Here is a 22667-nt window from a genome sequence, read left to right as displayed (position 1 = left end):
AGTTTCGCGGCCGCCGGCCGTCAACCGCGCGGAGCCCGATCCGGCCTCTCGTGACGGACGCCGAAGTCCATGTCCGCCATGCTTCCGATCGGCCGCACGTCCCGTCCGAGCCACGACGGCCTCGCCACGTGGCCCTCGGCCGGCCTGGCCCAGTCGACCCAGTCTCCCCAGTCGGCGCGAGACAGCGGGTCAGCCACCTGGCCTCCCGCTTCTGCCAGGGCGGCGCGGTGGCGCTGGTTGAACAGCTTCATCTCCTGCACCGTCCACCAGTCCGACTCGGCGGCCCAGCGGCCACCACCGGCGTACTCGATGATCTGCAGGGAGGGGAAGTCGATCGGCGCGCCGCCGGCCGGGTTGTCGGCGCGGTTGACCACCTGGTAGACGACCCGGGTTCCGTCGATGGCGTACCACATCAGCGGGGAGTAGACGTGCGCCGCGAACGACATGGTCCCCTCGAGGAACCGCTGGATCTCCGCGGGTCCCCGGAACGTGCCCCAGAAGTGGTCGTTGTACGTCGCGTCGTCGGTGAACAGCCGCGACCAGGCAGCCCAGTCCTCATGCACCGGGCCGGTGACGAAGTAGTTCCGGAAGGCCTCCTCTATCTCGGGGCGCGGTGCCGTGTTTGCATTGTCCATCGTTTGCTCCTCGCTCTTCTTGACAACCCTGTCTGACATGAATGGTCAGGTTGTGGGACGGTGACTGGCGTCGATTCGGGCCTGAATCACATAGTGGCCAATGACACACACCGCGCAAATCTGACATACCGTATCCTCATGACCGTGCCCCGTGGACTTCAAGAATCCTCGACGTTCCCTGACGCTGACCTGGCCACGCTGCTGGAGCTGGAGCAGATCGAGCCGGACATCTTCCGGGCCAACCTGGTCTTCGAGGATCAGTGGCATCTCTACGGGGGGCAGGTCGCCGCGCAGGCGCTGATGGCGGCCGGTCGCACCGTGACCGAGGAACGCCGGCCGCACTCGCTGCACGGCTACTTCCTGCGGCCCGGCGATGCCTCGATCCCGACGATCTTCGTCGTCGACCGTGACCGTGACGGCCGGTCCTTCTCCGCCCGCCGGGTCGTGGCTCGGCAGAACGGGAAGGTGATCTTCTCGATGGCGGCCTCGTTCACCGGCGGCGGCCCCGACCTCAACCGGCAGGCGCACGAGATGCCGCAGGTGCCAGCACCGGAGGAGTGCCCGGTCTGGGAGATCCCCCGGATGTTCTCCCTGGTCGGCGCCATCCCGCCCGCTCCACCCGGGCGGCGCAACAGCGCCTGGCCGAGCACGTTCTGGGCTCGCAGCCGCGACGGGCTCGGCGACTCGCCCCTGCTCAACGCGTGCGCCCTCACCTATCTGTCCGACGTCAGCGGGGCCGTCGACCACTTCGAGACGCCGGGCTGGGACGGCGCCGCCAGTCTCGACCATGCCGTCTGGTTCCACCACCCGACACGAGTGGACGAGTGGCTGCTGTCCCACTACACGCCGCAGACCGTCGCCGACGGCCGCGGCCTCTACACCGGCTCGATCTTCGACCAGAGCGGCGCAGTCGTGGCGTCCATCGCGCAGGAGGGCCTCTACCAGAGGGTCGGCTACCAACCGGCGACCCGCGGCCAGTAGCGCTCTGTTCACGCTTCCACCCGGACCCAGCCGCCATCATCGGAGGAGCGGCGAGCGGCGTCCACGATCGCCAGGCTGAGCAGGCCGTCCTCGAAGCTCGGCGCCCTGGTCGCTCCACCGTGGAAGGCCGGGAGCCAGTCTTCCAGCATCAACGCCATCGCCCGGCTCGCGTGACCGGCGAGCCCCTCGGGGAGCTGCTCGGGATGGGCCGGCTCACGCTCCGCCGGCACGAGTGGCGCGAGGGCCTCGTCGCTCGGGCGGCCCGCCGCGTACGCCGTCGAGCGGAGCGTGCCGTCGCCGATGATGGTGCCTTCGGCACCGAGGAGCTCGAGGCGGTAGTGGTCGGCGTGCGCGCCCATGACCGACACGCTCAGCACGCCGAGCGCCCCGGACTCGAACCGCAGCAGGACGGCGGCGGTGTCGTCCGCGGTGACCGCGAGGATGCTGCCGTCGGGCAGCCGTCGCTCGGGCTCGCTCGTGCGTACGTCGGCGCAGACCTCGACCGGACGTCCCAAGAGGTGAGGGACGAAGTCGAGGTCGTGCACGAGCATGCCCGCCAGGTAGCCGCCACCCTGCTCGCGGTCGTACATCCAGGCCGCCTGCGGAGGCCTGCTCGGATGCCAGTACGACGCGGCGCGGCTGACCCGGGCCAGGTACGGCTTCCCGAGGAAGCCGCCGCCGACCTGCTCGGCGACCGCGAGCCAGTCCGGGTTCCAGCGGTTCTCGAAGCAGCAGGCGGTCGGCCGGCCCGCCTCGGTCGCGGCCTTCACGAGCGTCCGGGCCTGGTCGAGGTCGTCGGTGAGCGGCTTCTCGCACAGCACCGCCTTGCCCGCTTCGAGAGCCGCGAGGGTGATCTCGGCGTGCAGCGCCGTCGGGGCGGCCACCGAGATCACATCGAGGTCGTCACGGCGTACGAACTCGCGCCAGCTCGTCGAGGTGTCCTCGATGCCCACCCGCGCCGAGACCTTGGCGAGCCGTTCGGGCGTACGGGCACAGAGCGCGACCGGGTCGAACCCGTCCGCGGCCCGGAAACCGGGCACCTGGACGTGCGCGCCCCAGCCGATCCCGACGATTCCCACTCGCAGGTCCATCCGACTGCTCGTCCCTTCTGGATCAGCGGGTGCTGAGCAGCATCGACCCGGCGACCGGACCGCCGCCGACACCGACGACCGCGACGTCGGGGTCGTTGCCGACCTGGCGCTCGCCGCCCTCGCCCCAGAGCTGGACGCAGGCCTCGTGCAGGAAGCCCATGCCGTGCAGCCGGCCGCCGGAGAGCTGGCCGCCGCTGGTGTTCAACGGCAACTCGCCCTCGAGCGCGATCCGCTCCCCGCCCTCGATGAGCTTGCCGACCTGGCCGTGCTCGGCGAAGCCGAGAGCCTCCAACCACATCACCGTCAGGAAGCTGAACCCGTCGTAGAGCTGGGCGACGTCGACATCGGCCGGCGTCAGCGAGGTGTTCTTCCACAGCTCGGCGCCGGAGTCGTGGGCGGCCATCGTGGTCAGATCCGTGCGCTGGTCCCAGGTCGCCCGCTCGTACATCGCCGGGCCCACCGACTCGACGGTGAGCGGGTGGCGCGGCAGACCGGCGGCCGCGTCCCGGCGGGAGATCACCACCGCGGTGGCGCCGTCGCAAGGTACGTCGCAGTCGTAGAGGCACAGGGGCTCGGAGATCATCCGGGCGTCGAGGTAGTCGGCCAGCGTCATCGGGTCTCGGTAGATCCCGTCGGGGTTCAGCCCCGCGTTGCGGCGGGCGTTGACCGCGATGGCACCGAGCTGCTCGCGGGTCAGGCCGAACTCGTGCATGTAGCGCTGGGTCGGCATCGAGAGCCAGTTGGCTGCCGAGAGGGCCCCGAACGGGGCGCTCCACTCCAGGTGAGGAGGCAGGTCGCCGCCGCTGAAGAGCACCGAGCCCCGCCCGCCGGCCTGCGCCTGTGCCGTCGACTCCCACACCGAGCGGAAGACCACGACGTGATCGGCCAGGCCGAGGGTGACGGCCATGCAGGCCTCGATCGCCGGGCCGATCTGACCGGCGGTCTCCAGCGAGGAGACGTACCAGCGGCTGCGCAGGCCGAGCGCGTTGCGTACCTCCTGGATGCCCGCGCCCGAGAAGCCGGGGTCAGGGACGCCAGGGCCGGGATAGCTGGCGATGCCGTCGACGTCGTCGATGTCGAGTCCGGCGTCGGCGATCGCCCGGGTGACCGCCTCCAGGGTCAGGTCCAGGCCGGTGCGGCCGAGCCGGCGGCCGACCTGGGACTTGCCGGCGCCGGTGATGACGGCCTTTCCATCGAAGGGTCCGCGGTTCATGCCTCGCCAACCTCTCCTGCGTTGCTCACCGGTCGGAACAGCGGGATCCAGACCCGCTTGTCCACGTGGTCGGTCTGTTCCCCCCACTGCTCGAAGAACACCTCGACCTCGAGCCCGATCGCGACCTCGTCGAGCGCGACGTCGACGAGGTTGGTCATCAGGCGTACGTCACGGTCCTCGACCAGCTCGACCATCGCGACGACGTACGGCGGCTCCAGGCCGGGGATCCACGGCTGCCGGTTGATCGTGTACGCCGCGACGACCCCACGTCCGGAGACCGGCTCGGGGGCGACGTCGAAGCTGCGGCACCGCCAGCACGTCGGGGCGGGCGGGTGGAAGAAGTGGCCACAGGCGCGGCAGTGTGAGATCAGCAGCTCGCCGCGCTCGCCGCCGGTCCAGAACTGCCGTGACTCGGGGGTGGGGCTCGGGGCCAGTCTCAGGCTCGGGCGCGTATATGGCTGCGGCGCTGCAGGTGCGGGAGCGGTCACTGACTCTCCTCGGAGAAGTGGGACAATCTGACAGTTTTGTCATCTGATCCTAGCCGTGAACCTTCTGCGACGGTAGGCCCAATCCGTCGCGTGCGGATGGAACTCCGTCACCAGCTCCGCGATCACTGGTGATCAACAGCACAGCGTGTCACGGGGCCTACCGGACAACAGTGTCAAGTTTTGCGTTTAGAATGACGGGATGGAACTCGCCGAACGCCGAGGGGCCGCACGATGACGCTGGAAGCCAGTCCGACCCACGTCGCCGGAACCGAGGACGCCTCCGAGCTCGGGCCCCGCGCGCTGCGCACCCGAGAGGCCATCCTCGACGCGGCCCGCAAGCTCTTCCTCGACCGCGGGTACGCCGGCACCCGGATCAACAACATCACCGACGAGGCCGGGGTCTCGCGAGCAGGTTTCTACACCTACTTCAAGGACAAGCACGAGGTCGTCGACATCCTCGGGGTGGAGCCCTACAAGGACTGCATGAGAGTCGTCGGCATGTGGGACGAGATGCCGAAGCGGCCCACGGTCGACGAGATCCGCGACTGGGTGCAGGCCTACTTCGACTTCATGGACGTGCACGGCGCCTTCATCTACGCCCTGGCCCAGTCGGGCCCGACCGACGAGGAGTTCCGTGCGACTGCCCGGCGCCTCCAGGTGCGCGCCGCCTTCCTGCTCGGGGTGGGCCTGAGGAGCCGGCAGACCTCCCCCACCAGCGCACCCGAGGCGCTCGGGCTGAGCATCCTGGCGATGCTCGACCACTCCTGGTCGCAGATCCGCGTACGCAAGCTGCCGATCGACCAGCGCGAGGTCGTCGACGCGATCGCCGAGACGATCCTGCACACGCTCAAGGGCTGACCAGGGTGGCGTAGCGGCGACACAGCTCCGCCTTGGCCACCTTGGCCAGACCGGTACGCGGCAGCTCGGTCACCACCTCGAGCCGCTCAGGCAGCTTCTGACGCATGAGTCCAGCATCGAGGAGGAAGTCGCACAGGTCGGCGAGGGCGGGTGGCTCGGTGCCTGGCGCGGGCACGACCACGGCGCAGACCAGCTCGCCACGGTCCTCGTCCGGGAGCCCGACCACGGCCGCCTCGGCGATCGCGGGGTGGGTGACGAGAGCCGACTCGATCTCGAGCGGCGCGATGTTCTCCCCCTTGCGGATGATCAGCTCCTTGAGCCTGCCGGTGACCTCGATGTGCCCGGTCGGATGGAGCAGCCCGAGGTCACCGGTGCGGAACCAGCCGTCCGCGGTGAACGCCTTGGTGGTCTCCTCCGGGTCGGTGTAGCCCCGACACACGCCGGCACCGGAGACCTGGATCTCCCCCGGAACCTTCGGTGGGCAAGGCACCCCGTCGAGGCCCATGATCCGCACCTCGTTGCCCGGCACCGGCCGGCCGTCGGTCGCCGCCAGGATCTCGTCGGGGTCGCGCGGGTCGGCAACGCCGAGCATCGGCACCTCGGTCATCCCGTAGTCGTGCGCGACCGGGATCCCGAGCGTCTCGCGCACGGCCGCGAAGAGCTCCGGCGAGCACGGAGCGCCGCCACCCTTGAGCGTACGCAGGGTCGGCAGCAGCGGCTCGGGAGCCATGCTGCGGGCGACCGCGACCAGCGCCTGGTAGAACGGCGGCGCGCCGCCCGTGGTCGTGACTCCGTACTCCCGGAAGGCCTTGATCGCCCGGTCCGGGACGAAGGCCTCAAGCAGGAGCATCGGGTAGCCGCCGGCGAGCGCGGCGATGAGATATTCGATCCCGCCGACGTGGGCGATCGGGAAGCCCATCGCGGCGACCTCGCCGGACTTCTCCCCCAGCCGGCCCTGTCCGCCGAAGGCCCTGCCGGTGGTCAGCAGGCTGGTGTCGGTGTGCCGGGCGCCCTTCGGCGCCCCGCTGGATCCGGAGGTGAAGTAGACCCAGGCCACCTCGTCGGAGTCGGCGTCCGAGGGTTCCCGGTGATCGTGCCCCGCCGCCTCGGCCGGGATCTCGTGGCCGACCTCGATCACCCGCGGCGCCTCGGCGAGGTCGAGCCCACCGGCCATCTCGGCGTAGTCGAACCCGTTCCACAAGCCGGGCACGAGCAGGACGTCGGCCACGAACGTACGCAGCGCCGCGGTGACCTCCTTGTCGCGATAGAGATGGATGATCGGTGCCTGGACGGCACCCAGGCGGCGCAGGGCCAGCATGGTGACGGCGGTCGAGATGCGGGTCGGGAGCTGCCAGGCCACCCGGGTGCCCGGCTCGATCCCCTGCGCGCTCAGCCAACCGACAGCACCATCGACCGCTCGCTCCAGCTCCGACCAGGTCAGCGTCGTGCCGACCTCGTCGATGAGTCCGGGCTGCGTCGGCGTCGTTCGCGCCCGTTCGGCCAACAGACCGTCCACCGTGCGGGCATCCAAGGCCCATGGCCATGGTGAGGTCATCTCTGCTCCTCGACGTAGGTGCGGGCGACCCGGTCGACCGACGCGCCCTGTGCACGTCCTCGCCCGCACGACCTGTGACATGAGCCACATCGACGACATTAGAGCCACTTGACATTAACGTCAACTAACGCTCGAATGGGATCCCCGCACCCAACCGTGACGGCTACGAGGAGAGATGATGGACAACCCCTTCGCCCCCGAGCTCCTCATCGAGTCACGAGGTGCCGTTCGCGTCGTGACCTTGAACCGACCCGAGGCGATGAACGCCACCAATGAGGCCCTCCACGACGCCCTGGTCTCGGTCTGGCAGCACCTCGCTCAGGACCGCGACGCCCGCGCCGTGGTCCTGACCGGCGCCGGCCGGGCGTTCAGCGCCGGCGGCGACTTCGAGCACTTCGTCGAGCTGTGGGACGACAGGTCCGCACGGCGCCAGGAGATCGACGGCGCCGGACGCCTGGTCCGCGAGCTGCTGGAGTTCCCGCTGCCGGTCGTGGCCGCCGTCAACGGCCCGGCGGTCGGCCTCGGCGCCAGCCTCGCCGCCTGCAGCGACATCGTGCTGATCGCGGAGTCGGCCTATCTGTGCGACCCGCATGTCGGCGTCGGGCTCACCGCCGCCGACGGCGGTGCACCCACCTGGCCGCTGATGATGAGCATGCTCCGCGCCAAGGAGTATCTGCTGACCAGCGCCCGGATCCCCGCGGCGCTCGCCGTCGAGATCGGGCTGGCCAACCGTGTCGTGCCCGATGCCGACGTGCTCGGTGAGGCGCTCGTGCTGGCCGAGCGGCTCGCCGCCCAGCCGCCGCACGCCGTGCAGACCACCAAGCGCGCGCTCAACATCCACCTCAAGCGGGCGGTCACCGGTGTGCTGGAGTACGCCCTCACCGAGGAGTACGCCGCCTTCGACACCCCCGAGCACCGCGCCCTGATCACCGCGTTCCTGGAGAAGAGCCGCGCCAAGGCGGCCGCGTCGTCGTGATCCCCGAGACTGCCGCCGATCTGGTCGCGGACCACCGGGTGTACGCCGCCGCGCTGCGTGCCCACCTGGCGCCACCCCGTCAGGGGGCGGATCGGTTCGCGGGTTGGCGCGGCGTACTGCATCGGACGACCGAGGGGCAGTGCGCCGCCGACGCCGGGCTGATGGGCGAGCTCCATGCCGGCGGATGGAACCGGGTCGGGTGGCCCGCCGAGGCGGGCGGCCTGGGCGGCGACGTACGCCACCGGGCGGTGCTCTACGACGAGCTGGTCGCCGCCGGCCTGGCCATCCCGCTGCCGTCGCTCGTGCTGGAGGTGCTCGGGCCGACCCTGGCGCGCTTCGCGCCGGCGCTCGCAGCCGAGCTGCTCCCCCGGGCCCTGGCCGGCCTCGAGTGGTGGGGGCAGGGGTTCTCCGAGCCCGAGGCGGGGAGCGACCTGGCCGGGCTGCGCTGCCGGGCGAGGCGTGACGGCGACGCGTACGTCGTCTCGGGTCAGAAGCTGTGGACCAGCCTGGGCGCGACCGCGTCGCGCTTCGTCTGCCTGGTTCGTACGGGCACGGTCGAGTCGCGGCACCGGGGCCTCTCGATGATCGTGATCGACCGGGACTCCCCCGGTGTCAGCGTGCGACCGATCGCGATCGCGAGCGGCCGCAACGAGCTCGCCGAGATCTTCTTCGACGACGTCCGGGTCAGCGCCGACCGGCTGGTCGGGCCTGAGGACGGCGGCTGGGGCGTGGCGATGTATCTGATGCAGTTCGAGCGCTCGATGTATCCCTGGCAGTTGGCCGCCGCCGGTCTCGGCCGACTCCGCGACCTGGTCGGCACCGTGCGGGGCTCGGAGGTGCCTGACGGGCTGACCACCCGGATCGGGGAGGTCTACGCCGACCTGGTCACCCTCCGCGCTCGCAGCGCGCAGACCATCCGGCGGCTGGCCGCCGGCGAGCCGGTCGGCCCGGAGGCGGCGGTCGACAAGATCGCCACAGCCCGGGCCGAGACCGGGCTCCACGACCTGGCCCGCGACCTGCTCGGGACAGACTTCGTGCTGGGCGGCTCGGTCAGGCACGAGGAGTGGCGCGAGGAGTGGTGGTACAGCCGCTCCGCGACCATCCTCGGCGGCTCGGCGGAGGTGCAGCGGACCGTCCTCGCCGACCACGTGCTACGGCTGCCGAAGGAGGTGGCCTCATGACCGCACTCGATGCCCAGACGCTCGCCTCAGTGCGTGTCTCGCTCGACGAGGTGCTGGCCGGCACCCCTGGCGACCTCTCTTCCGCGCTGGCCGAGCTGGGCTGGGCGGACGTCGTCGAGGCCGACAGGGAGACCGCAGCGGTCCTGCTCTTCGGCGCCCAGGGCCGGGCGCTGGCCTCCACACGGCTCCTGGACGACGTGGTCACGCACGCACTGGGCTCGCCGGAGGGCACCGTCGTGGCGTACGCCGGGATCCTGCTGGGTCGACCCGAGGAAGGCACCGAGCAGGTGGTGGTCCTCGACGAGAATGCCGCGGCCGTGCTGCCGATCACGGAGGTGTCCGGGCGGCTCCAGCCGGTGCGGGGATTCGACCGGGCCACGACCTGGCACCGCCTCGACACCACCGCGAGCGGAGAGCCGCTCGACGTCAGCGCCGAGACCTTGGCCCTCGCCGTCGCTGCCGCGCGCAGGGCCCTCACCGCCGAGATCGTCGGCGTCTGCGAGACGGCGCTGGCGATGGCGGTCTCGCACACCACCGTCCGGCACCAGTACGGCCGCCCGCTCGCCTCGTTCCAGGCCGTGCGGCACGCCTTGGCCGAGGCGCACGCCGCCATCGAGAACACCCGCGCGACCCTCGAGGCAGCGGGCGTCGCCGACGCCCCGGTGGCGACCGTCGCGCGTGCCGCCCGGGTGGCCAAGCACCGTGCCGGCACCACCCAGGCCCTGGTGATGCGACACGTCGTACAGGTGCACGGCGCGATGGGGCTGACCCTGGAGAGCGACGTGCATCGGGCCGTGACCCGGGCGGCCGCGCTCGACGTACTGCTCGGCTCCTCTCGCGAGCTGAGCACACGGCTGGGCCTCGACCTGCTGTCCGGCGCGCCCGCCGAGCCGATCGCCGCCATCTAGCTTCAACATGATCTAGGAGACCTGTGTGATGACCACGACCGAGGCGGACCCGCTCGCCGCGTTCGCCGACGAGGCCCGCGCCTTCCTGGACGCCCACGCCGAGCGCCGCAGCACCGACGCCGTCATCTGGGGCAAGGGCGAGGACCACACCGGATACTTCAGCGAGGATCCGCCCGAGGTGGAGCAGGCGTTGGTCGACCAGGCCCGGGCCTGGCAGCGGACCCGCTACGAGAACGGTTTCGGCTGGATCACCGGCCCGGAGGCGTACGGCGGCCGTGAGCTCAGCGGGGTGCACGATCTGGTCTATGACCAGATCGAGGCGGAGTACGACGTGCCTGACACCGGGGTGCTCTCGCTGATCGGTCTCGGGATGATCGGACCGACGATCCTGTCCCACGGCCGCGACGAGATCAAGGAGCTCTACCTGCCGGCGATGTTCCGCGGTGAGGTGATCGCATGCCAGCTCTTCAGCGAGCCCGGCGCCGGTTCCGACCTCGCCGGGGTGCAGACCCGCGCCTCGCGCACCGAGGACGGCTGGGTGCTGCGCGGCCAGAAGGTCTGGACCTCGGTCGCCCAGCACGCCCAGATCGGGATGGCGCTGTGCCGCACCGACCCCGACGCGCCCAAGCACAAGGGGATCACCGCGTTCCTGGTGGACCTGTCACTGCCCGGCGTCGAGGTGCGGCCGCTGCGACAGATGAGCGGCGGCGCGGAGTTCAACGAGGTCTTCCTGACCGACGTCCACGTGCCCGACGACCATCGGCTCGGCGAGGTGAACGGCGGCTGGCGGGTCGCGCTCACGACGCTGATGAACGAGCGGGCAAGCGTGGGCAACGAGGCCTCCACCGGGGTCGCCCGGGTGCTGTCCGACGGGTTCCTGGCCGCACTGCTGCACGAGTCCGGGCACGGCGAGGACGCGGCCGCGCGCCGTCGGCTGGCCGAGATCACCGCGGACCTCACCGCGGCCGAATACCTCAACCGAGCCACGATCCGGCGGCTGCGCAGCGGCGCCCAGCCAGGCCCGGAGGCTTCGGTCTCCAAGCTGCTGTGGGCGCAGAACCTCACCCGGATCGCCCACCTGGCCGCCGAGCTGGTCGGCCCGCGGCTGACGGCGGACACCGGCGAGTGGGGCACGTTCTCGTGGAACGAGCTGCTGCTCTCCGCCCCGGCCTTCCGCATCCTCGGCGGCACCGAGGAGATCATGAAGAACATCCTGGGCGAGCGTGTCCTCGGCCTCCCGAAGGAGCCGTCATGACCAAGACCACGACCATCACCGAGGGCGAGCTGGAGGACCTGCGCGGCACGGTCCGCGCCTTCCTCGCCGAGTACAGCGGCGAGCAGGCCGTACGCCGGGCTGTGGCCGCCGACCCCGGCTACGACGTCGACCTGTGGCAGCGGCTCGCCACCGAGCTCGGGTTGCCGGCGATGGCGATCCCGGAGGCGTACGGCGGGGACGGGTTCGGCCTGGTCGCGCTCGGCATCGTGCTCGGCGAGATGGGGCGCGCGATGACGCCCGGGCCGTTCTTCTCCTCGGTCATCCTCGCTGCCGGGGCACTGCTCGCGTCGGGTGACGAGACCGCCTGCTCTACCCGTCTCCCGGGGATCGCGGACGGGTCGGTGGTCGGCACGCTCGCAGTGGTAGAGGCGGATGGGGCGTGGCGTACCGACGGGTTCGCCACCACCGCCCGGGAGGACGGCGGCAGCTGGGTGCTCACCGGCGAGAAGACGCTCGTCCCCGAAGGCAGCAGCGCCGACCTTCTCCTGGTCGCAGCCTCGACCCCGGCGGGGCCCGCGCTCTTCGCCGTCGACGCCGGCGCCGCCGGGCTGAGCGCCGGCGCGCTGCGTACGCTCGACATCACCCGGCCGATCTCCCGCGTCGCCCTCTCCGAGACGCCCGCGGTCCTGGTGGGCGACCTCGGCGCCGCACCGCAGATCCTCGCCGACGTACTGGTCCGCGCCAGCGTCGCCCTGGCCGCCGAACAGGTCGGCGCCGCCCGCGCCTGCTTGGAGATGGCCGTGGCGTACGCCAAGGAACGCGAACAGTTCGGCCGCGCGATCGGCTCCTTCCAGGCGGTCAAGCACAAGCTCGCCGACATGCTCGCCCGGGTCACCCTCGCCGACGCCGCCGCCACCGAGGCACTCCGCGCCGCTGACGGCTTCGACGACGCCCCACCGGCGGCCGTGGCCGCTGCCGTCGCCCACTCGGTGTGCTCAGAGGCGTTCATGTACGTCGCCGCCGAGAACATCCAGGTCCACGGCGGGATCGGGTTCACCTGGGAGCACCCGGCCCACCTCTACTACCGGCGCGCCAAGGCCGACCAGCTCATGTTCGGCGGCCCCGCGGTCTATCACGAGCGCCTGCTCGCCACCCTCGGCGTCTGATCAGCGTCTGATCAGCTGAGAAGGTCACCGGCCTGGGCGACGCGGCGGCCGGTGATCTCCTCGGGCGCGAGGTGGGGGTCGAGCGGGGCGAACTCCGGGTCCCGGCGCTCGAGGAAGCTGGCCACGCCCTCGCCGAAGTCACGGCCACCAGCCGCGTACGCCATGGCTCGGTAGGTGCCGGCGAGCGCCTCGTCGAAGCCGGTGTCCAGTCCGCTCCAGACCTGGTTCTTGATCAGGGCCATCGAGGCCGGGGAGCAGTGCCGGGCGAGGTCGGCGGCGTACGTCTGGGCAGCGTCGAGCAGGTCGTCGGGCTCGACGACGCGGCTGACGAGGCCGAGCTCGCGGGCCTCGTCGGCCTCGATCACCCGGCCCGAGAGCAGCAGGTCGAGCGCGTTCTCGATGCCGACCAGCCGCGGCAGGACCCAGGTGATGCCGTACTCCCCCGCGAGCCCGCGGCGGGAGAAGGCGGTGGTGAACCGGGCACCGCGGGCGGCGAAGCGTACGTCGCACATCAGCGCCTGCACCAGGCCCATGCCTGCGCAGGCACCGTTGATCGCGGCCACGATCGGCTTGCGGTAGCCGGCCGCCGTGGTCGGGGAGACGCGGCCGGACAGGTTCATGCCAGTGCCGACGGCCGACTCCAGGCGCTGGGCGTCGACCCCGGGACAGAAGGTGCTCCCCGCACCGGTCACCACGATCGCGCGGACCTCGTCGTCGCGGTCGAGCCGGTCCAGCTCGGCGAAGTACTCCCGCTCCATGACCGGGTCCCAGGCATTCCTGCGCTCGGGCTTGTCGAAGGTCACCGTGGCGACGCCGTCGGCCACCTCGACGCTGATGTGCTGTGGCATCGGTGCCGTCCTTTCGGGCTGGTCAGGGTCGGCCGAGGATCGGCGCGAGCGGGTCTGTGGCCCCGTCGAGGATCGCGGCGGCGAGCCAGTCGGTGGTCGCGTCGACCCCGCCGGCGAGCAGCTGAGCAGCCTTGGCGCGCTTGAGATAGAGCTGCGGCATCGCCTCGGCGGTGAACGCGATGCCGCCGTGGATCTGCATGGTGGAGGCGGCCACGTCGAACCCGGCCCGCAGCGCGTAGGCGATCGTCGCCGGGGCGACGAGGTCACGATGCCCGGGCTCGTCGAACCAGGAGGCGTACGCCGCCGCGACCGCCGCGGAGGTCGCCTGAGCGGCGACGAACATGTCCGCGCAGGCGTGCTTGACCGCCTGGAACCCGCCGATCGGCCGACCGAACTGGTGTCGAGTCTTGGCGTAGTCGACCGAGAGGTCGCAGCAGGCCGCCACCTGGCCGGCAGTCTCGCTGGCGATGGCCAGCCGGAGCAGCGTACGAGTCTCGGCGATGACCGTGGCGGCATCCGCCAGGCCGAGCGGGACCACGGGTGCGGTCTCGAGGTGCAGCCGAGCCACCGGGCGGGTCCGGTCCAGGTTGTCCAGGTGCTCGATGTGTACGCCGGGCCCGGCCAGGTCCAGGACCACGATCGCGTCCCCGACGACGACCAGCGCATGGGTCGCCACGTCGGCATCGATCACCGCCACCTTGGTGCCGGTCGCCGACCCGTCAGCCAGCGTCACCGGCCGCTCCGGATCGTCGAGGTCGGCGATCGTCACGACGGCCTCACCGCCGGCCAGCGCCGCCAGCAGGTCAGGCCCGGTCCCGGCGAGGTCCTGGCGAAGCACGAACGGTACGACCGCCACCGAGGTCAGGTGAGCCGCGGGCAGCAGCACCCGCCCGGCCTCCTCCAGGAAGATCGCCAGCGCCTCGGGCCCGGCGTCGGCGCCGCCGTGCTCGGCACCGACCGCGAGCCCCAGCACCCCCATCTCGCCCAGCCCCGCACGCAGGTCGGTCCGTCGCCCCTCCTCGACCAGCACCCGGGACCGATCCAGCGGGGCCAGCCGGGCCAGCCCTTCCCGGATCCAGTCGCGGTAGTCGGCCTGCTCCTCGTAGTCGAGCCGTTCCATCGCTCATCCCTCCTTCGTCACGCGCGGCTCGCGAGGCAGGCCGAGGGCCCGCTCGGCGATGATGTTGCGCTGGATCTGCGAGGTGCCGGCGTAGACGGTGCCGGCCAGCGAGTTCTGCAGGTGAACGGCGAGCCAGGAGGCCGAGGTGTTCGGCGCGCCGGGGTCGTCCGCGCGGAACCAGCGCATCGGCAGGTCGCCCTCCCAGACGAGCGCGTCGGAGCCGAGCACGTCGACCGCGATCGCGGAGAGCCGCTGGTGGTACTCGCTCCAGTAGAGCTTCGCGACCGACGCCTCCGGACCCAGCGTCCCACCACGGACGTACGAGGCCAGGATCCGGTCACCCATCGCCTTCATCACCAACAGCTCGGAGTACGCCGCGGCGACCCGTGCCCGGACGGCCGGGTTCCGCTCGGCGCCGCGCTCGCGCACCAGGTCCAGCAGCCGGGCGAGCTCGAGCCCGAACAGCACCGGGTTGACCGCCGCCTCCTCGCCGCGCTCGTGGCTGAGCAGCGAGTTCGCCACCGTCCAGCCGTCGTCGACGGCGCCGATCACGTTCTCGGCCGGCGTACGCGCGTCGGTGAAGAAGACCTCGCAGAAGTCGCGGCCACCGCTGAGCATCTCGATTGGGCGCACCTCGACTCCGGGCTGGTCCATCGGCAGGATGAGCATCGTGATGCCCTGGGTCCGGGGAGCGTCGGGGTTGGTGCGGGTCAGCGCGAACATCCAGTTGGCGCCCGCCGCGTTGGAGGTCCAGATCTTCTGCCCGTCGATGTGCCACTCGCCCTCGCGCAGCACCGCCTTCGTACGCAGGCTGGAGAGGTCCGAGCCGGACTCCGGCTCGGAGTAGCCCTGGCACCAGACGTCCTCGCCGGAGATGATCCTCGGCAGGATCCGCGCCTTCTGCTCCGGCGTGCCCCACTTGTTCACCGTGTTGCCCAGCATCTTGATCGAGACGGTGTCGCCCGGGGTGCCGACCGGCACCCTCGCTCGGGAGAACTCCTCCACGACCACCAGATGGTCGACCTTGGTCAGCCCCCGGCCGCCGTACGCCTCGGGCCAGGCCACCGCGAGATAGCCGCGCGATCCGGCGATCTTGCGCCAGCGCGCCACGAACTCCGCCCGCTCGGGGGCCGGCAGCGCGCCCACACCCTGCCAGTCGGCGGGCAGCTCGGCGCGCAGGAACGCCCGCACCTCCTCGCGGAAGCCCGGGGTCTCACCAGTGCTGGTCAACGCGTCTCTCCTTCATGCTCGATGCGTCCGATGAGTGCGGACCACGGGTCGGTGCCGGCCGAGGCCACGATCTCGGCGACGCGCCGGTCCCAGTGACGTACGGAGCCGTAGTCGCTGCGCCAGGCGAGCACCGGCCGGGTCAGCTCCTGCAGCGGATGCTCCAGGGTCGTCCCGATCGCGCCGTGCACCTGGTGGGCGTTCCGCACCACCACGTCTGCGGACACGCCGAGCACCGAGCGGGCCACCGCGACCGCCCGCTCCAGCTCGGCGAGGGTCGCCTGGGAGGAGTCGTACGCCGCGGCCACCGCGACCGCTGCGTCGGTCGCCGCGGTGAGCAGCGTCGCCTCCGCGGCGGCGTCGGCGACCAGGTGCTGCACCGCCTGGAAGCGGGCCAGCGGGCGGCCGAACTGGTGACGCTCGGTGACGTGCCGCACGCACAGGTCGACGATGCGCTCGATCGCCCCGCTCGCCTGCACCGCCCGTACGAGCGCGCCGCGCAGGCCGAGCGCGGTCGCGACCTCCGCCGATACCGACACCGAACGCCTCAGTGCGACCGGGTCGATGCTGACCCGGTCGCGAGGCGCGCCGGCGAGGTCGCGGCCGGCGACGATGGTGACCTCGCTCGCGGCGAGGTCGGCCACGAACCAGGACCCGTCCGCGGGCAAGAGCCCGACGATCCGGTCGGCCTGCGAGGCCCACGGCACGGCCGGGTCGAGGCCGGCGGAGTCGAGTCGGGCCAGCGTACGGACCTGGTCGTCGGCCTCGATCCCGGCGGTGCCGAGAGCCCATCCGGCGAGCGCGTCGTGCTCGGCCAGCGGCACCGGGGCGGCGTGCCGGGCGGCGGCGCGCAGCAGCTCGGCGAAGGTGGGCCAGTCGGCCTCGCGGGCCAGCCGGGTCAGGCCGAGCTCGGTCAGCTGCCCCCACAGCGTCCGGTCCAGGTCGAGAGTCGCGCCCGCGGACGGCCGGGCGGCGCGCCAGTCGGCGAGCACCTTGTCGAAGAGCGCGGCCAGCTCCGGGTCGACGGCAGTGTCGGATCCGGTCATCCGCGCAGCCCCCAGCCGCGCGCGATCACGCCGCGCAGGATCTCGTTCGTGCCGCCTCGGATGGTGAACCCGGGGCGCTGGACCAGGGCCGTGGCCGCCAGCCGAGCCAGCCGCTCGTCGGTCGCCGTCTCGCCGACCATCGTGCCGCCGAGCTCGGCGACGTCGCCCTCATGGGTGGTGCCCAGCACCTTGGTGATCGCGGCGGCCACGTCGACCGACTCGCCTCGGGAGAGCCCACCGGCGACCGCGGAGGAGAGCTGGTGGAGCGCCGCGGTGCGCGCCAGCGCGCGACCCACCTCGGCGCCGGGGCTCTCGGCGGACAGCAGCGCGGCGAGCAGCGGGAAGGTGCTCAGGAACCGCTCCGGTCCGCTGCGCTCGTAGCCGAGCTCGGAGGTCACCTGCTCCCAGCCCGCGCCGATCGTGCCGAAGACCCACTCCTCGGCCACGCGCACCTCGTCGAGGAAGACCTCGTTGAAGTGGTGCCGCCCGTCCATCGAGACGATCGGCCGCACCTCGACCCCGGGCACGCGCAGGTCGACTACGAACTGGCTCAGGCCGGCGTGCCTGTCGCGCTCGTCGACCGGCGCCGTACGGGCCAGCACGATGAACCGGTGCGCCCGGTGAGCCCCGGAGGTCCAGACCTTGGTGCCGCTGATCCGCCAGCCGTCGCCGTCGCGGGTCGCCCGGGTGCGCACCGAGGCGAGGTCCGAGCCGGAGTCGGGTTCGGACATGCCGATGGCAAAGTACGTCTCCCCCGCCGCGATCGCCGGCAGCAGCGCGCGCTTCTGGTGCTCGGTGCCGTACTTCAGCACCGACGGCGCGATCTGCCGGTCGGCGATCCAGTGCGCGGCCAGTGGCGCACCGGCGGCGAGCAGCTCCTCGGTGACCACGAACCTCTCCAGGAACGTACGTCCCCGCCCGCCGTACGCTGTCGGGATCGTCATTCCCAGCCAGCCGCGCGCGGCCAGCCGGCGGGTGAACTCCTCGTCCCAGCCGGTCAGCCACGAGTCGACCTGCGGCGTGATCCGGCCGCTGCCGAACTCCTCATCGAGGAATGCCCGCACCTGTCGGCGCAGGTCGAGCAGGTCCTCGCTCTCGACAGCGACCTGTGGCAGGTGAGGGCGTCTGGTCGTGGTCACCCTTGCGGCAACCATCGGTTGGCGACCGCCGTCACAGGATCGCCCCACTCTCCTTGAGCGCGGGCAGGTCCTCCCAGTCGTACCCGGCCTCGATCAGCACCAGCTCGGTGTGCTCGCCGTGCTCGGGGGCTCGGCTGCGTGCATTGGGCTGCTCGTCGAACTGGACCGGGCTGTCGACGACGGCGAACTCGTTGTCGCGGCCGTCCTTGAGCCGGGGCAGGTAGCCGTTGGCGATCACGACCGGGTCGGAGTGGAGGTCGACGGCGTTCTGCACCACGTCCCAGACGCCCTCGAAGCCGTCGAAGGCCTTCTTCCAGTGCTCCAGCGGCTGCGCGCCGAAGGCGGCCCGCAGCTCGGTGACGCACTCCGCGCTGTTCCGGAAGCGGACCCCGGCGTTGGCGAAGCGCTCGTCCTCGATCAGGTCCGGGCGGCCGAGCCGCTCGCAGAACTCCTTCCAGAACCGGTCTGCCTGCAGCAGTACGAACGCGAGGAACCGGCCGTCGGAGGTCTGGTAGAGGCTGGTGACCGGGTTGGGCATCTTGTCCAGGTCGTACTTCGGCATCGGGTTGCCGGTGACGCCCGCGGCGACGACGTCGGTGGCGATCTGCCACATCGCGGTCGAGACCAGCGAGACGTCGACCAGCGACGCCTCCCCCGTGCGGTCGCGCTTGAACAGCGCGCCGACGATGCCCGAGGCGAGCGCGAACCCGGCGAACAGGTCACCGAAGGCCGGGCGCTGGATCGGCGGGTAGCCACCGCCGATCGGAGCGTACGCATCCCCGATGCCGCCACGCGACCAGTAGGCCGCCAGGTCGTAGCCGCCGCGGTCCGCCTCGTCGCCCTTGGTGCCGTAGCCATGGCCGCGGGCGTAGATGATCCTGGGGTTGATCTTGCGCAGGTCCTCGGGCTCGATGCCCAGGCGCTTGCGGGAGTCGGGCAGCAGGTTGGTGACGAACACGTCGGCCGACTCGATGAGCTTGAAGAGCACCTCGCGGCCCTTCGGGTTGGCCACGTCGATCCCGACGCTGCGCTTGCCGCGGTTCGGCTGCTCGACGAAGTGGTTGATGTCCCCGGCGCCGGGGACCATTCCCGAGTTGATCAGTGCACGCTGCGGGTCGCCGGTCTCGGGATGCTCGATCTTGAGGACGTCGGCTCCCCAGTCTGCCAGAACGGCGCCCGCAGTGGGCACGAAGGTCCAGGCCGCGAGCTCGACCACGCGGATTCCGGAAAGCACCTGGTTGTCAGACATGCGTACCCCTCGGTGAGAACGTTGTGTGACCTAGGACACTAGATCGAGTTGACGATAGCGTCAACTGGTTCCGAACATCCTTTGCCTGCCAGGCGCTGTCGACCGCTTCTTTCTTTTGACGCTTTTGTCAAGTACGGTGTTGGCGAGCCCGTAGCCCATCCGGAGGAGTGCCCATGACCCGCGTCCTCGTCACCGATGACGGACCGGTCCGGACGATCACCCTGAACGCTCCTGACCGCCTCAACGCCCTCGATCTCGACCTCCTGGCCGACCTCCGAACCGCCATCGCCGACACCGCGGCGACCGACACCGTCGGAGCCGTCGTCGCGACCGGCGCCGGACGCGGTTTCTGCGCGGGCGCCGACCTGAACGGGATGTTCGGCGATCTCGACCGGCCGACCGAAGAGATCCGCGACCACCTCCGCGGGGTGTACGCCTCGTTCCTCGGCCTGCGCGACCTCGCCGTGCCAACCCTGGCTGCGGTGCAGGGCGCCGCGATCGGCGCCGGACTCAACATCGCGCTTGCCTGCGACCTGATCGTGGCCGGCCCGAGGGCCCGCTTCGGGCCCACCTTCACCCAGATCGGCCTGCACCCGGGCGGCGGCTGCACCTGGATGCTGGTCGAGCGCGTGGGCCGGTCACGCGCGCTGTCGCTGCTGCTGGACGGCGCGATCATCGACGCGTCCCGGGCCCGCGAGATCGGCCTGAGCGACCTCGACGCCGAGGACCCGCTCACGAGCGCGCATAGGCTGGCTGCGACGTACGCGTCCCGCGCTGGACTCAGCCGGGCCGTCAAACGCTCCGTCGACGGGGCCACGAGGGCGGATTTCGAGGAGTCGATCGCGACCGAGGCGTGGGCCCAGGCGGAGTCGACCCGGGACGAGGCCTTCCGCGCCTACCTGGCCGACTTCGCCGAGAAGCGCCCGGGCAAGGACGCGAGCAGGTAGATGTCGACACCGTCCACGGATCTGCTCGAAGGCCTCCGCGTCCTCGATCTGACCACCACGTTCATGGGCCCCTACTGCACGATGCAGCTGGCCCGGCTCGGCGCCGAGGTGATCAAGGTCGAGGAGCCGAACGGCGATCTCACCCGCGGGATCCTCGACCACGACGGTCTCGGGCTGGGTCCGATCTTCCTCAGCGCCAACCACGGCAAGCGCAGTCTCGCGGTCGACCTGAAGGACCCCCGCGGCCGCAACCTGCTCATGGAGCTGGTCGCCACCGCGGACGTGTTCGTCACCAACCTGCGCCCGCAGGCGGTCGCCCGACTCGGGCTCGCACCGGAGCGGATCCTCGAGGCCAATCCTCGCTGCGTGGTCGCGAGCCTGGTCGGATTCGGGCCGGGCGGCAGCTATGACGGACTGGCGGCGTACGACGACGTGATCCAGGCGGTCAGCGGGATGGCCGCCGTCCAGGGCGGCAGCGGCGAGCCGGCGTACGTGAGATCGGCGATCGCCGACAAGACCGTCGGACTGGTCGCGGCGAACTCGATCCTCGCGGCACTGCTCGCTCGCGAGCGGACCGGCGTCGGCCGGATCGTCACCGTGCCGATGTTCGAGGCGATGGTGGCCTTCAACCTCCTCGACCACCAGGGCGGGCACACCTACGACCCGCCCCGCGGAGAGACCGGCTACCCACGGCTGATGTCGCCGTTCCGGCACCCGTACGCCACCAGCGACGGCCACCTCGGCGTAGTCGTCTACACCGACCGGATGTGGCTGTCGTTCTTCGATCTGATCGGCCGCCCCGAGCTCGCCGAGGAGCCTCGGTTCCGCACCATCACCGGGCGCACGCAGCACATCGACGAGCTCTACCAGCTCGTCGAGGGAGAGCTCACCAAACACCCGTCCGCCTACTGGATCGAGGCGCTGCGCGCCGCGGACATCCCGGTGATCGAGGTGCGCACCCTCGGCGACCTGCTCGATGACCCGCACCTGCGCGAGGTCGGCTTCTTCGAGCCGGTCGACCATCCGGTGGCCGGCCCGCTGCGGCTCGCCCCCTACCCCGCGACGTTCTCCCCGACCCACCCGGTCGCGCTGCCGCCCGCCCCGCTCCTGGGCCAGCACACCAGGGAGGTCGCGCAGGAGACGTCCCTGTCCCCCACCGACGTCCAGACACTCCTCGACGAGGGCGTGCTGGTCGAGACGATCGGAGCCGTTCGATGAACTCCCTCAACGGAGCCGCCGTGATCGTGGGCGCCTACGAGCACCCAGGACGGAAGCTCCCCGACCACACCGTCGCCCAGGTGCACCGCGAGGTCATCCACGGCGCGCTCGCCGAAGCCGGCCTCACCATCGCTGACGTCGACGGCTTCTTCTGCGACGCGACGACACCGGGTCTGGGCCCGGTCGACCTGATGGAGTATCTCGGCATCCAGGCGAGGGTCACCGCCTCCGGCGAGCTCGGCGGGGCCACGTACGTCGCCTATGTCGGCCAGGCCACAGCGGCCATCGCCGCAGGTCACTGCCGGGTCGCGGTGATCACCCTGGCCGGGCTGCCGAGCCAGGCGAGCACCAAGAGCGCGGCCCTCGAGCTCGCTCCCGGGCCGGTGGCGAGCTTCGAGAGCAACGGCTTCCGCGGCGGCTACGGTCCGGTCGCCGACTACGCCCTGGTCGCCCGGCGGCACATGCACGAGTTCGGCACCACCCCCGAGCAGCTCGCCTGGGTGCGCGTCGCCGCCTCCGAGCATGCCAAGCACAACCCGAACGCGAGGTTCCAGAAGCCGATCACGGTCGAGGAGGTGCTGGAGTCGCCGATGATCGCCGACCCGCTGCACCGGCTGGACTGCTGCGTGATGACCGACGGCGGCGGCGCCTTGGTCGTCGTACACCCCGACATCGCCCGTGACCTCGGCCGCCGCGGCGCCCTGCTCCGCGGCTACGGCGAGGCGCACAAGGACTCCTCCTTCGGCCAGGTCGACCTGACCTACTCCGCGAACCGGCGGGCAGGCGAGCAGGCGTACGCCGAGGCGGGCGTCGGCCCCGCCGACATCGACTACCTCGGCCTCTACGACTCCTTCACCATCACCGTCCTGCTCGCCCTGGAGGATCTCGGCTTCGCCGAGCGCGGCCGAGGCGGGGCGTACGTCGAGGATCTCGGTCTCACCGCCGCCGGCGGTCGGGTGCCGGTGAACACCGACGGCGGCGGACTGATGAACAACCACCCCGGCAACCGTGGCGGGATGACCAAGGTCATCGAAGCCGTACGCCAGCTTCGCGGCGAGGCGACCCCCGCCGTCCAGGTGCCCGACTGCGAGCTCGCCCTCGTCGCGGGCACCGGTTTCCGGCTCTCCCAGCGCCACTACAGCGCCGCACTCGTCCTGGAGCAGTTCTCATGAGCACCTACTTCTCGCCCGGCCTGCCCACCGACCCGCCGGTCCTCGACCCCGAGACCCGCCCCTACTGGGCCGCGGCCGAGCAGGGCACCCTGGTGGTGCCGTTCTGTACCGCCTGCGAGCAGCACTTCTGGTATCCCCGCGGCTTCTGCCCCCGGTGCGCGGGCGACGCCGTCGAATGGCCGCAGGTGAGTGGCCACGGGGAGATCTACAGCTACTCGGTCGTACGCCGCGGGTTCGGCGCCTGGGCCGAGCACACCCCGTTCGTGATCGCCTGGGTCACCCTCGACATCGGCGTCACCGTGCTCACCAACGTCGTCGGCTGCACCGAGGACCAGCTCGCGGTCGGCCTCCCCGTGACGGCGCTGTTCGAGGCCGGAGAGGGCAACCCGCCGGCGCTCCGGTTCACCCCGCGCACCGGCTCCTGACGACGCGG

Annotated in this window: 22 protein-coding genes; 11 read left to right on the top strand and 11 right to left on the bottom strand. The window is 71.4% G+C overall.

The features are described 5' to 3' along the window. Positions 1 to 20: 20 nt before the first annotated feature. Positions 21 to 635, bottom strand: a complete 615-nt coding sequence (locus ABT304_RS13785) for a nuclear transport factor 2 family protein (protein WP_350715931.1) — start codon at positions 633 to 635, stop codon at positions 21 to 23. Between the two features lie 138 nt (positions 636 to 773). Between ABT304_RS13785 and ABT304_RS13780 the strand changes: the two genes are divergently transcribed. Next, positions 774 to 1616 (top strand): acyl-CoA thioesterase, encoded by an 843-nt coding sequence (locus tag ABT304_RS13780; RefSeq protein WP_350715930.1) that lies wholly within the window; start codon positions 774 to 776, stop codon positions 1614 to 1616. 8 nt (positions 1617 to 1624) lie between these two features. On the opposite strand, the gene ABT304_RS13775 is transcribed toward ABT304_RS13780, so the two are convergent. The 3 genes from ABT304_RS13775 to ABT304_RS13765 are packed head-to-tail and all read right to left on the bottom strand — an operon-like array spanning position 1625 to position 4408. Next, entirely contained in the window at positions 1625 to 2707 is a 1083-nt protein-coding gene (locus ABT304_RS13775; RefSeq protein ID WP_350715928.1) for a Gfo/Idh/MocA family protein, read from the bottom strand. A 22-nt stretch (positions 2708 to 2729) separates the two neighbouring features. Then, entirely contained in the window at positions 2730 to 3920 is a 1191-nt protein-coding gene (locus ABT304_RS13770; protein WP_350715926.1) for a thiolase family protein, read from the bottom strand. After that, positions 3917 to 4408 (bottom strand): Zn-ribbon domain-containing OB-fold protein, encoded by a 492-nt coding sequence (locus ABT304_RS13765; protein WP_350715924.1) that lies wholly within the window; start codon positions 4406 to 4408, stop codon positions 3917 to 3919. The genes ABT304_RS13770 and ABT304_RS13765 overlap by 4 nt, the downstream gene beginning before the upstream one ends. Before the next feature lie 231 nt (positions 4409 to 4639). Here ABT304_RS13765 and ABT304_RS13760 point away from each other — a divergent pair, with 231 nt between their 5' ends. After that, positions 4640 to 5266 carry a TetR/AcrR family transcriptional regulator gene (locus ABT304_RS13760; RefSeq protein ID WP_350715923.1) on the top strand — a complete coding sequence of 209 codons (627 nt, stop codon included), beginning with the start codon at positions 4640 to 4642 and terminating at the stop codon, positions 5264 to 5266. Here ABT304_RS13760 and ABT304_RS13755 read toward each other — a convergent pair. Then, entirely contained in the window at positions 5256 to 6821 is a 1566-nt protein-coding gene (locus ABT304_RS13755; RefSeq protein WP_350715921.1) for a class I adenylate-forming enzyme family protein, read from the bottom strand. The two genes, ABT304_RS13760 and ABT304_RS13755, sit on opposite strands and share 11 nt — an antisense overlap. 178 nt (positions 6822 to 6999) lie before the next feature. Between ABT304_RS13755 and ABT304_RS13750 the strand changes: the two genes are divergently transcribed. The 5 genes from ABT304_RS13750 to ABT304_RS13730 are packed head-to-tail and all read left to right on the top strand — an operon-like array spanning position 7000 to position 12268. After that, entirely contained in the window at positions 7000 to 7797 is a 798-nt protein-coding gene (locus tag ABT304_RS13750; RefSeq protein ID WP_350715920.1) for an enoyl-CoA hydratase/isomerase family protein, read from the top strand. Beyond that, complete coding sequence (locus tag ABT304_RS13745) at positions 7794 to 8978, top strand: acyl-CoA dehydrogenase family protein (protein ID WP_350715918.1); 1185 nt, start codon at positions 7794 to 7796, stop codon at positions 8976 to 8978. Before ABT304_RS13750 ends, ABT304_RS13745 begins: the two co-directional genes overlap by 4 nt. Beyond that, the gene (locus ABT304_RS13740; protein WP_350715916.1) at positions 8975 to 9886 is read left to right on the top strand and encodes an acyl-CoA dehydrogenase family protein; all 912 of its coding nucleotides are present in this window, start codon (positions 8975 to 8977) and stop codon (positions 9884 to 9886) included. Before ABT304_RS13745 ends, ABT304_RS13740 begins: the two co-directional genes overlap by 4 nt. 28 nt (positions 9887 to 9914) lie before the next feature. Beyond that, the gene (locus tag ABT304_RS13735) at positions 9915 to 11141 is read left to right on the top strand and encodes an acyl-CoA dehydrogenase family protein (RefSeq protein WP_350715914.1); all 1227 of its coding nucleotides are present in this window, start codon (positions 9915 to 9917) and stop codon (positions 11139 to 11141) included. Further along, positions 11138 to 12268: an acyl-CoA dehydrogenase family protein gene (locus ABT304_RS13730; protein ID WP_350715913.1), complete on the top strand. Its 1131-nt coding sequence runs from the start codon at positions 11138 to 11140 to the stop codon at positions 12266 to 12268. The genes ABT304_RS13735 and ABT304_RS13730 overlap by 4 nt, the downstream gene beginning before the upstream one ends. A gap of 11 nt (positions 12269 to 12279) precedes the next feature. Here ABT304_RS13730 and ABT304_RS13725 read toward each other — a convergent pair whose 3' ends face one another. From ABT304_RS13725 to ABT304_RS13700, 6 genes are read right to left on the bottom strand one after another with little or no spacing between them, the layout of a single operon-like run. Continuing rightward, positions 12280 to 13116, bottom strand: coding sequence for an enoyl-CoA hydratase-related protein (locus ABT304_RS13725; RefSeq protein WP_350715911.1), 837 nt, complete (start codon positions 13114 to 13116; stop codon positions 12280 to 12282). Positions 13117 to 13138: 22 nt separating this feature from the next. Further along, on the bottom strand, positions 13139 to 14236 hold the full coding sequence (locus ABT304_RS13720) for an acyl-CoA dehydrogenase family protein (RefSeq protein ID WP_350715909.1): 1098 nt from the start codon (positions 14234 to 14236) through the stop codon (positions 13139 to 13141). Between the two features lie 3 nt (positions 14237 to 14239). Continuing rightward, positions 14240 to 15466, bottom strand: a complete 1227-nt coding sequence (locus tag ABT304_RS13715; protein ID WP_350715908.1) for an acyl-CoA dehydrogenase family protein — start codon at positions 15464 to 15466, stop codon at positions 14240 to 14242. Then, complete coding sequence (locus ABT304_RS13710) at positions 15463 to 16509, bottom strand: acyl-CoA dehydrogenase family protein (protein WP_350715907.1); 1047 nt, start codon at positions 16507 to 16509, stop codon at positions 15463 to 15465. Before ABT304_RS13710 ends, ABT304_RS13715 begins: the two co-directional genes overlap by 4 nt. Then, positions 16506 to 17648, bottom strand: coding sequence for an acyl-CoA dehydrogenase family protein (locus ABT304_RS13705; protein ID WP_350715905.1), 1143 nt, complete (start codon positions 17646 to 17648; stop codon positions 16506 to 16508). Before ABT304_RS13705 ends, ABT304_RS13710 begins: the two co-directional genes overlap by 4 nt. A 31-nt stretch (positions 17649 to 17679) precedes the next feature. Beyond that, the gene (locus ABT304_RS13700; RefSeq protein WP_350715904.1) at positions 17680 to 18897 is read right to left on the bottom strand and encodes a CaiB/BaiF CoA transferase family protein; all 1218 of its coding nucleotides are present in this window, start codon (positions 18895 to 18897) and stop codon (positions 17680 to 17682) included. 173 nt (positions 18898 to 19070) lie between these two features. Here ABT304_RS13700 and ABT304_RS13695 point away from each other — a divergent pair, with 173 nt between their 5' ends. From ABT304_RS13695 to ABT304_RS13680, 4 genes are read left to right on the top strand one after another with little or no spacing between them, the layout of a single operon-like run. Further along, on the top strand, positions 19071 to 19844 hold the full coding sequence (locus ABT304_RS13695) for an enoyl-CoA hydratase-related protein (protein ID WP_350715902.1): 774 nt from the start codon (positions 19071 to 19073) through the stop codon (positions 19842 to 19844). Next, positions 19845 to 21062 carry a CaiB/BaiF CoA transferase family protein gene (locus tag ABT304_RS13690; protein WP_350715900.1) on the top strand — a complete coding sequence of 406 codons (1218 nt, stop codon included), beginning with the start codon at positions 19845 to 19847 and terminating at the stop codon, positions 21060 to 21062. Beyond that, complete coding sequence (locus ABT304_RS13685; RefSeq protein ID WP_350715898.1) at positions 21059 to 22234, top strand: thiolase domain-containing protein; 1176 nt, start codon at positions 21059 to 21061, stop codon at positions 22232 to 22234. Before ABT304_RS13690 ends, ABT304_RS13685 begins: the two co-directional genes overlap by 4 nt. After that, positions 22231 to 22659: a Zn-ribbon domain-containing OB-fold protein gene (locus tag ABT304_RS13680; RefSeq protein WP_350715896.1), complete on the top strand. Its 429-nt coding sequence runs from the start codon at positions 22231 to 22233 to the stop codon at positions 22657 to 22659. Before ABT304_RS13685 ends, ABT304_RS13680 begins: the two co-directional genes overlap by 4 nt. The last annotated feature ends 8 nt before the right edge of the window (positions 22660 to 22667 follow it).

The organism is Nocardioides sp. NPDC000445 (assembly GCF_040300245.1).
Classification (GTDB): domain Bacteria; phylum Actinomycetota; class Actinomycetes; order Propionibacteriales; family Nocardioidaceae; genus Nocardioides.
This window is presented reverse-complemented; position numbering and strand designations above follow the sequence as displayed.